This is a genomic window from Agathobacter ruminis (assembly GCF_002735305.1).
GTDB lineage: Bacteria > Bacillota > Clostridia > Lachnospirales > Lachnospiraceae > Roseburia > Roseburia ruminis.
In genome coordinates, this window is sequence record NZ_PDYG01000109.1 from 1 (window position 1) to 10097 (window position 10097).

The 10097-nt window shown below is 44.8% G+C and carries 8 protein-coding genes; all 8 read right to left on the minus strand.

The window, feature by feature from the left end:
- Positions 1–161: 161 nt before the first annotated feature.
- On the minus strand, positions 162–482 hold the full coding sequence (locus CSX02_RS10820) for a DMT family transporter (protein WP_099386686.1): 321 nt from the start codon (positions 480–482) through the stop codon (positions 162–164).
- A gap of 426 nt (positions 483–908) precedes the next feature.
- Positions 909–2882 (minus strand): hypothetical protein, encoded by a 1974-nt coding sequence (locus CSX02_RS10825; RefSeq protein ID WP_099386687.1) that lies wholly within the window; start codon positions 2880–2882, stop codon positions 909–911.
- Between the two features lie 34 nt (positions 2883–2916).
- Positions 2917–4320: an AmmeMemoRadiSam system protein A gene (gene amrA, locus CSX02_RS10830; protein WP_099386688.1), complete on the minus strand. Its 1404-nt coding sequence runs from the start codon at positions 4318–4320 to the stop codon at positions 2917–2919.
- Positions 4259–4930 carry a 2'-5' RNA ligase family protein gene (locus CSX02_RS10835; RefSeq protein WP_099386689.1) on the minus strand — a complete coding sequence of 224 codons (672 nt, stop codon included), beginning with the start codon at positions 4928–4930 and terminating at the stop codon, positions 4259–4261. Before CSX02_RS10835 ends, amrA begins: the two co-directional genes overlap by 62 nt.
- A gap of 53 nt (positions 4931–4983) precedes the next feature.
- Entirely contained in the window at positions 4984–5529 is a 546-nt protein-coding gene (locus CSX02_RS10840; protein WP_099386690.1) for a M48 family metallopeptidase, read from the minus strand.
- Positions 5526–6005: a GNAT family N-acetyltransferase gene (locus tag CSX02_RS10845; RefSeq protein ID WP_099386691.1), complete on the minus strand. Its 480-nt coding sequence runs from the start codon at positions 6003–6005 to the stop codon at positions 5526–5528. The genes CSX02_RS10840 and CSX02_RS10845 overlap by 4 nt, the downstream gene beginning before the upstream one ends.
- A 98-nt stretch (positions 6006–6103) precedes the next feature.
- A complete protein-coding gene (locus CSX02_RS10850) occupies positions 6104–8869 on the minus strand; it encodes an AAA family ATPase (RefSeq protein ID WP_099386692.1) in 2766 nt (921 codons plus the stop codon).
- A gap of 3 nt (positions 8870–8872) precedes the next feature.
- Positions 8873–10003 (minus strand): exonuclease SbcCD subunit D, encoded by a 1131-nt coding sequence (locus CSX02_RS10855; RefSeq protein ID WP_099386693.1) that lies wholly within the window; start codon positions 10001–10003, stop codon positions 8873–8875.
- Between the last annotated feature and the right edge of the window lie 94 nt (positions 10004–10097).

Here is a 10097-nt window from a genome sequence, read left to right on the forward strand (position 1 = left end):
ATGGTGCCTATATACACAAAACTCATTTTGTCATTTCACTTGGCAAACGGAGTCTGAACCTGGGGATCCCTTAGACTGAGAAGTACATAATACCAACAAACTAAGTGTCCGCCATTTGATAAACCTTTTTCAAAATGGTTCGTTCACCCAAAGACACATTCTCATTCTTTTGCAAGAATCTTAAGCCCTGCAATTCCAAGCACAATGAGCATAACACATATGACCTGCGGAACCGACAGTTTTTCATGAAAAAGAAATACGCCCAGCAGCGTCGTTCCAAGGATTCCCATTCCGGTCCACATGGCATAGGCAGTGCCTAATGGCAGCTGTTTTAGCGCGATGGCCAAGAATACTGCGCTGGCGATGTAGCCCACTCCTGTGACAATAGACGGAACCAGCACCGTAAAACCGTTTGACATTTTCATTGCCACAGCCCAGGTGATTTCCAACGCTCCGGCAATCAATAAAATTATCCACTTCATATATTAACCTCCTAAAATTCAAGTCTCGCTCGCGAGACTTGGCGCGAGATTTGCGTCAGCGTAGCTGACATATTTCATATGCAAATCTCTGCGCATCCTCGCGGAGCGTTTATCTCAGTCGGAGATTGTAACCCCGACTGAGACCAGTTTGTTATAACCCCTACCTTCGCTTAGAGGAAGGGGTCTTATCCGACTGAGATAAAATACGCCATTCCTCCACCTGCTAAGACCTAACGGCGAAGGAATGACGCGAATCCCACTACTCAGTAGCAACGGGCGTCTGTCTCAATTGCATTTTCATGTCAAGACTCGCTCGCGAGTCTTGCGCGCCGGATTCGGGTCTGCTTCAGCAGACAAATTCCTGTCCGAATCCGTGCGCATCCTCGCGGAGCGTTTAACTCAGTCGGAGCTTGTACCCCGACTGAGTTAAAAATCATATACATGTGCACCCATGGCCCAACCCTCATCCACTATGATCTTATTCACATATCCGTCTTTATCATACTGGATAAAATATCCACAGGCTCCGATATCACGAGCAGGTTCGTTGAATTCATCCATTTTGTTCGTTTCAATCAACTCTTGCAAGGTTCCCTGAAGCACAAACTCATTTTTATTATTGATATATTCTCTCTTATATACCTTTGCATCTTTTCGCATTTTGATGGAGGAAGATTCTTCATCTATACCCCTGTACTCCACACAAAAAGAATTTGCATTCACAAGTGCGCCGAAGCCATCGATTCCATTATAGGAATAACACCCTTCATCAATCTCCCAAACCTCATACTTTCCATCTTCTGTATATTTGGAAGCATCCTTCATCGGTACATAGTCTACTTCCATGAGTTCAGTGACTAATTCGTAATAATCTCCCTGATCCATATAGTCTAATGGCTTTTTATCGTTAACCCCTGAAATCCAGGTATATAACGGATTCACATTGCGCACTTCTTCTCTTTCCTCATGCGTACATTTATCCACGACTTTCAGCGAACCATCCTCTTCATCTGTTTCAATATGGATTGACTTTTGAACAGGCGCTTTCTCTTTTGAAATCAATTCTTTTTCGATATGAAGTTCCCAACCGGTCGCTTCTTTTATCACTTTTGCGAACATTCCTTTGGAATCCGGAAGGAAATCACAGCCCACCGTAAGTACCGGAAGTGCAATTCCTGCATCGACGCATGGTGCAACATTGTTCCAGCCTTTTATCACAGGTAACGTTTCGGCTCCTACATTGATGCCAAGATTGCAATATGGTTTTACCAATCCGCATTTTAAGATTTGCAAATCTCCGGATACTCCGATGCCGCCTTCAAGAGAGACACTTGCCTTAATAACCGGCTCTTGCACTTTTCCCTTGTCTGATTTTGAAAAATCCAATTTCTTTTTTCCGACATCCATATTCATTTCTAATCTGGTATTGTTGATTCGGTATTCCAGTTCGACCGTTCCGTCTGCATCAAAATACAAATATGGTTCGATGACCACCGAAACCGCTCCCATCGTTACCGGAATCGGCACAACAATCTCAGCAAGCGGAAGCTCACCTTCGATTTCCCCTTCGCATTTTAAATTCAACACTTCGTTGGAAGTAACTTTCACATGTGCACGATTCTTCTTAATATCTAAAAAGTTTACCTCGCCATCTGCGGATATTTCTAAATCTTCCAGTGTGACCGAGCCTTCAATCGTGCAGGTTCCGCTTGTTGAAAGTGAATCTACATCTGCATCTTGTGACTTCATATGCTCATCATCGGATGTGTTTTGCTTTTCGGAAGATTTTTCATCAGATTCTCTGTCCTCTTTTGATGCAGACATCGACAGACCATTCATTTTCACATCGGTTTTAAACGAGCCTTTGCCCGCATCGTCGATTGAATATGACAGCGCGATGGTTAGGTCAATAGGACCTGATTTTTTCGCAGACGAGTTGTTATCGGCTGCATAAACTTTAGTTTTTCCAGCGAAAATGGATTCGTTAGAATTATTCTTGGCACTTTTGCTTTCTACGCCATATACGCCAAAATCAGCTTTGCCGGAAAAAGACATTTCATCCATGATTTCCGACAAATCATTTACCTTGGTCAATTCATAGACATAACTTCCATCGCCTCTTGTATCAACACTTTCAATTCTACAAGCAGTCTGATCTCCCAACTCATCCTGCAGCAAAAGATACTCTCCTACCTCCGGCGATTGCTCCGGCTTCGCAATCAAAGAAGTCATATCGTCACTTTGTCTTACAATATCCCACTCGTATGCCGGATATACATCTTTGTGGAATGTCACCTTGAAATATTCTTTATCTCTGTTTTTAAAAATAAAAAATACACACACACACGCTAGCAGTACTGCTGCGATAATTGAAACAATAATAATTCTCTTTTTACTCATTTTGGTTACATTTAATCCCTTGCTTTTTTATTTTCTACTGGTGCCTTATTACCTCAAATCGCTGCAACTGCACCGTTTCTGACGAATCGATGCCCCCCTTTTGCATTGCAATGGCAACTTGCTGTTCCACCGTATCCACGCCTTCGAGATTCGGCAGCAACAATCCTCTTTTCTTTCCACTAGAAACAATGACACCATATCTTTTTGCATCCAGCCGATTGGTTGATTGAACTGGCTCCGGCTCGCTGAGCACGTCGACATGAATCTCCAAATCTTTTAATTCTTCCGGAGAAATCGCATTGAATCGCGGATCCAGTGTTGCTGCATGGATTGCGTTTTGGATAATCTCCTGTGCGATACATTCCGTAGTCGGAAGAAAAGTCCCGATGCAGCCTCTTAATTTTCCAAATTTGTGAATCGACACAAAGGTGCCTGCCTCTTTTTGCACCATTTCCGGTGGCAACTCGTCTTCTGACACGACCAGTTCCTTCCCGATTAACAGATAATGTGCGATGCTTAGTTGCGCCAGTCTCACATATGGGTCGGTGATGTCATTCCTTTTTTCATTGATCGGATTCAAAAAGAATGATCTCAACTGGTTGATATATTTGAAACGAAAATGACGATTTTCATCCTCTGCGATCGGATAGAACGAAGCGATGCCATATCCAACTCCGGTCACATCCTGATGCGCATACACTTTTGCCTTTACAGCCATGCCATCCAAAGCCCCAGCCATCATGACAAAAGATTTGTGTCCACACTCCGCAGCCTTCATGCAAAAGTCATCATCAAAATCAAACCACTCGTCAAACGCCGCCCGCTCGGCCACTTCGAGCACTCGCCGATCATACTCCGGCCCCTCCGGAGCAAATCCATAAGGTCCGTATTCCTGCAATTTATGCGACAAGTCTCCGCTTGCAACCCAAACCGCTCGTCTCCCCAACTGGTCAGCCGCCTCGCGCACAATCTCACCCAATCGATAGTGATAAAGCAATCCCATTCCTGATAAACCAATTCGAATGATATTTCCGCTTTGATATTTCTGTCTGATAAACCAAAGCGGAACCATAGTTCCGTGATCGAGTTCAGAATCTTTCTCTCCTAATTTTCCGGCTGCGACTCCATACGCATCTGCTTTTTTACAGATTAAGCCACGCAATGCCTCGTCATATGTCTCTTCAAAATTGACTTCCGGAGCGCCAAACTCTGCAAACGATCCTTTTGCACCCGCTCCCGGCGAAATATGAAAATAATCCGAGTACAGGATGCTATGCGGACTTGAAATAATAATTGTTTCCGGTTGCAGCGCTGCAATTTCATCAGCCACCTGTTCATAGGCAGCAATTGTCTCTGCGATTTGTTGTTCTGCGCCTTTACCGATTTCCGGAATAATCATTGGTGGATGCGGCACCATAAATGTTGCAAGAATTCCCATGTATTCTCCTTTCTGCCAAATCCGTATGCGGGTTCGGCTTAGACAGGCCAAACCGCACAATCTTTGCTTCCAGCGGATGGAATGACTGCTGCAAGACCGCATACGCGATGCGCATCTGTTCATCTGTCAATTGCTTTGCAATCGTGATATGCGGAATCCACTGAAACGGCAAATAAAAACGATTTGGCCTAGTGGCAGGGTCTACACAAAATTCTTTATGAACCATCTCGCTCAATTCAAACAAATATCGATTCTGTACGGCCTCTAAATAAATGACAGAAGGTAAAAAAGCTCCAGGCGATGCAATATAAATATGATTAATATCATTGCCGCTATTAATAGTACTACTGCTTCTATTGCAATTGATATTTCTACTACTGATATTACTACTACTGATGTTATTTTTATCCGCAATCAGCTTCTCAGAAAATCGCTCAAACAATTCCACCGCTCTTTGTGGATTCTTTTGATCAAAAGCGCAAATCGTTAGATGTGGTGGGACATGATTGCGTATCATGAAATCATTTCCTGTTTGTCTGGCGACTTCATCCATCAAGCGCTGCAACTGTTCTGTTGTAGAATCATCAAAATAAGCTGTCAGTAGGTACATTTTCCCCTCGTTTCTGTTACTTCACTAATTGCCGCACCTATTATATGCGCCTGTTATTGTGCACAATTTCCCTGTCTCATAACGACCGCGCCTTCTTTTTTGAGCCAGTCTTTTGCGACGCGATAGTCCGGCAAAACATTCTCGACTTCCATCCAGAATGCTTTCGAGTGATTCATCTCGATGCGATGACATAGCTCATGAACCACGACATAATCCAGCACTTCCGGCGGTGTCAAAAGCAAAAGGCAGTTAAAATTGAGATTGCCTTTGCTGCTGCAACTGCCCCAACGCGTCCTTTGTTTGCGAATGCTGATTCGCTCGTAAGTGATTCCCATTTGTTCGGCGAAAAAGGCAACGCGCTCCGGAATGACGGTATGCGCGCGCTCTCTGAGCTGTTTCAATTCTATTTCAGATAAAGCAGGAGGCTGATTCGCTTTCATCACCGCAATCTGTTTTAAAATCCAAGGTTCTTTTTCCTTAAGGATGCGGGCGATTTCACGCTTCGTCGCGCGGTACGGTGCACGAACCGTCACAGTCAAATCCGGATTCACACGAATGCATACTGTTTTTCGCCTGCATTTGATGATGCTGATATTCATAAAACCAATTCCATCCCAATCTTTTGAGGCACCAACCCCATCGCCTCATAAAATTTGATTGCCCCCGGGTTGCAACTCCAGACATTCAAAGTCACATTATAAAATCCATTTGTTTTTGCATAATCCACAATATGATTGTAGAGCATTGTGCCAGCGCCCTGTCCGCGTGCAGACTCTGCCACGCAGATGTCGTCAATATATAATGTTTTGATATCCGTCAAAACCGCGTCATCCACTATCTGCTTTTTGATACAAAACCCATGCGCCAGAGCTGTATCTGTTTCATCGACGCAGACAAATACCGGTCTGCATTCTGTCTCCTCCGTCAATATTTGTTCCAACTCTTTGGCATCATATTTTGTCGCCGGCCCTTTGAAAATGTCCGGTCTTCCGTTGTGATGCACCATATCCACCTGCACCAATAATTCCAGGATGCGTGGGATATCTTTTATTTCTGCTCGCCTTACCTGATTCATATCAATTTACGTCTCACATTTCAAAAAACATTTATCGATTCCAGTTGCAAATCAATTACATTATCATTTTGTTTCATCTTGTCTGTTCGTTGTGCAAACTAGATTACCATATCAATTTCGCTGCCGCCGCTCTTTGTCTTCTTCACGACAATCTGTCTGTCAATGCGTTCCTTCAGATCCGCGACATGCGAAATAATACCGACAAGGCGGTCTCCTTCCGTCAACCCGGCCAGCGCAGAATAAGCCATATCGAGCGCCTCCGGATCCAATGATCCGAATCCCTCATCCACGAACATCGTCTCGATGCGAATGCCTCCTGATGAAGACTGCACTTCATCTGACAAGCCAAGCGCCAGCGACAGGGATGCCATGAAGGATTCTCCTCCGGACAAAGTCTTTACACTGCGCTGCGAACCGTTCGTATGATCAATGACACCCAAATCCAGTCCGCTTTGGCTTTTCGCATTGTTCGCTTCTTTCAGGCGAATCAGTTCGTACTGACCGCCTGTCATTTTCAGGAGTCGTAGATTTGCACGGCGAATAATCCGGTCAAAGTAAGTCATCTGGATGTATGTTTCCAGCTTAATCTTGTCTTTGCCGGATAGCTTTCCGTTTGCGGTATCATCCAGTGCCCTCATCCACTGAAGCCGCGTTTCCAGATTGGAAATATTGGCTGCCTGCTTTTCGATGTTGCCTTTGGTCTTCCGGTTGCTTTCAAGGCGACCGTTGACCGCTTTGCCGCGATTGATACACTCGGTCAGTTTTCCATCCCATTCAGCCTTTTTTTCACGTTCCGTTTCAAGGTCAGCGCTTGCTGTATCCTTTACAATTTTCTCATTGCCTTCAATCTGTGCTTTCAAATGGGTAATTGTCTCATTTTGTTTTGTAAGTGCTTCTGTTGCCGAATCAAATGCATCCTGCAATTGTTTTGCCTGAGACATACGGTCTTGTTGCACTTTCTTTGCTTCTGATGCGGAGGCAAATGACAATTTCTTTTTCGAACTTTCAGACTGCTGACGCTTCTCTTCAAGCTTGGTCTTTGCCGTTGCCATGGAAATGCGTGCCTGCTCCATATTGCTGCCCAAGGTATCTACTTCCTGCTTTAACTGCGGAATCAGTTCCTCGATTTCCTGCTTACGAGCAGCTTGCTTTTGAAGTTCTTTTATTGCAGACTCTGCGGACTGCTTTATTTCCTTTACTTCCTGCTGCTTGCCGCCTAATTCTGACTCGGCGTGTTCAAGTTCTTCACAAGACAATAATTTTACGCAGTCTTTTTGCAGCTGATCTTTCATTGTTTCGAGCGCTTTTACCTGGCCGCTGATATCCTGTGCACTAGCATCACGATTCTCGCGAGCTTTATCAGCATGCTTTTTTGCTTTTTTTAGTTCCTCTTCCGTCGGCACAGAATCGGACAGATGTGCCAGCTGCGGATGCGAAGTCGAACCACAAACCGGGCACTTCATTCCCTCCTCAAGACGGGAAGCCAAAATTCCTGCCTGGCCATCGCGAAATGCCTGATCTAAGCTTTCATAATATGCATTCAGCTGATTAAAATTATCGCTTACCGACTGATAGTTTTGTTGCGCTTCCGCAAGTTTTTCTTCTGCTTTCCGATAGGTCAAAAGAGAGTTCTTCAGCTCATCCAAAGCCTTTTCCTCTTCCATCGCTTTATCTTTTGCAGCCTCCCATTTCACCAGTTCGGTTCCAACATCCTGATGTTTTTCCTGTTCTTCAAGCAAAAGATGCAACTCTTCTGACTTTTTCCCTTGTGACTGTTCTGCCTGAGACAAGTCGGCTTCAAGTTTTTGTAACTCATTTTGAGTCTCTGAAATTTCTGTTTCTAAACGACTAAGTGTCTCATACTCCGGAAGCTCTGCTTCAATTGCACTAGCCTCGCGATTTAATTCCTCTTTTTTCGCAAGTGCAGCTTTCTTTTCTTCCAAGTCTGTCTGCAACGTTGCCATTTTCGATTCTTCCTGCGCAAGCTTTTCCCGGTCAGCAGCGATGGCATCTTTGGCCTTTTGAATCGTCTCTGCCACCCCGATTCGTGTATTGATCTGTTCCAATTCTGTGCGGATGGATTCCTGCTCCTGATCAAGTGCGTTCTTTTGCCGCTGATCCTGTGCAATCAATTTTTCCAAAAGGGAAAGCACATCTGCTGTGGTCATTTCTCCTTTTTGGGCATGCTCCACATCGATCGAAAGGACATCATCCGCATCAGCCATAATTCCACCGATATATTGGTTGACGCTTTTCTTGCCGTCCTGCACCTTGCCGTATAATTCTTTCTGACTCTGTTCAATGCTTTTTTGCAGATCCAGATATTTTTCGGTTTTAAATAAATTGCGGAAAATCTTGATGCGATCCTCCGTCGATGCCAGAAGCAGTTTCAGGAAATCGCCCTGCGCCAGCATGGCAATCTGCGAAAACTGATTCTTATCTATCCCCAGCATTTTTTTGATTTCGTCCGTCACGGCATTTACTTTTGTAATCACGCTGCCATCCGGCAAATCCAGTTGTGCTTCCGCAACCTGCTTCGTCCATCCGTCCCCGCGCTTTGCCGGGCGCATATATTCCGGATTGCGGGTTACGCAATATTCTTTTCCGCCGTGGGTAAATATCAATTTCACTTCGGTCGGTGTTTCCGGGTCAGCATACTTCGAGCGAAACATATTCACATCACGGTTCGGTCCGCTTGCCTCCCCGTAAAGTGCAAAACAGATTGCATCAAAAATTGTTGTTTTGCCGGCTCCTGTATCGCCCGTAATCAGATATAATCCCTGGGCTCCAAGTTGTTCCATCGGGATTGTCACCTTGCCTGCATAGGGTCCGAATGCAGACAGTTCCAACATCATTGGTCTCATATTCTACCCCTCCCAAATCTTTTCTATCTGTTGTTGCACAAATTGCTGCTGTTCCCCGGTCATCGCCTGATTGTTTTGTTTTTCATAAAATTCCGCAAACAATTCAATTGGCTGCTTTTGCTCCACATTCTGTGCATCCGTTATCTCCTGATTGGCCTGCGTGCGCTTGTTGTCATAGCTAAGCTTCATCAGATTAGTATAAACCACGCGCATCTTTGCCATTGCATCAATGACATCATTCTCATCGGTCAATACAGCATGAATATAATCATCAACCGCAGTATCCTCATAAGTTTCTTTGCACATCAATTCTTCATAGGTTCCGCGGATTTCGCGCAGGTCATGGCGTGGGACAAGCGGGATTTCGCTGATTGTCACCTTTCCTTTGGTCCCAAGTTCTACCACGGTGACCGATTTCTTATGATTTTTTTCGGAAAAAGAATATTTCAGCGGCGTGCCGCAATAACGCACGGTTTCTCGCCCGATATGCTGCTTGCCGTGAATATGCCCCAAAGCGACATAATCAAAATCATCAAAAACCGACGCGTCGACATTGTCTAATCCGCCAACCACAATTTCTTCCGACTCGCAACGGCTTGCTCCGGTCACAAACTGGTGTGCCACCAGAATATTGCGCTCGCTTTTGTCCACCTGCATGTGCTCTACCGCTACGCGGCATGCATCTGTATAATCGTTGATTTCTTCCTCCGGAAACAATGCACGCACCGTCGCCGGTTTGATAAACGGGAGCAGATAGATTCGAACCGGTCCATACTCATCTTCAATCGTGCAGCACTTCGTATGCCCGTCAAATACCGGTGAAAAATGTACTCCGGCCTCTTCAATCAAAGCCCCATGATCCGCAAATCTGATTGCCGAATCATGGTTCCCGCTGATGGCATACACCGGTACTTTTTTTTCTGACAATCGCACCAGAAAATCATCCCACAAGCGCATCGCTTCTTCTGTCGGCACCGAGCGATCATATACATCGCCCGCAATCAGGATGCCATCCGGCTTCTGCTCATTTACAATCGTAAGAATTTCTTTCAAAATATATTCCTGATCATCAATCATGGAAAATTCATTGACGCGCTTGCCCAAATGCAAGTCTGATAGATGTAATAACTTCATTCCAATACTCCTGTCCTTTTTTACCGATTCTTTTTAATTCAAGTCTCGCTCGCGAGACTTGGCGCGAGATTTGCGTCAGCGTAGCTGACATATT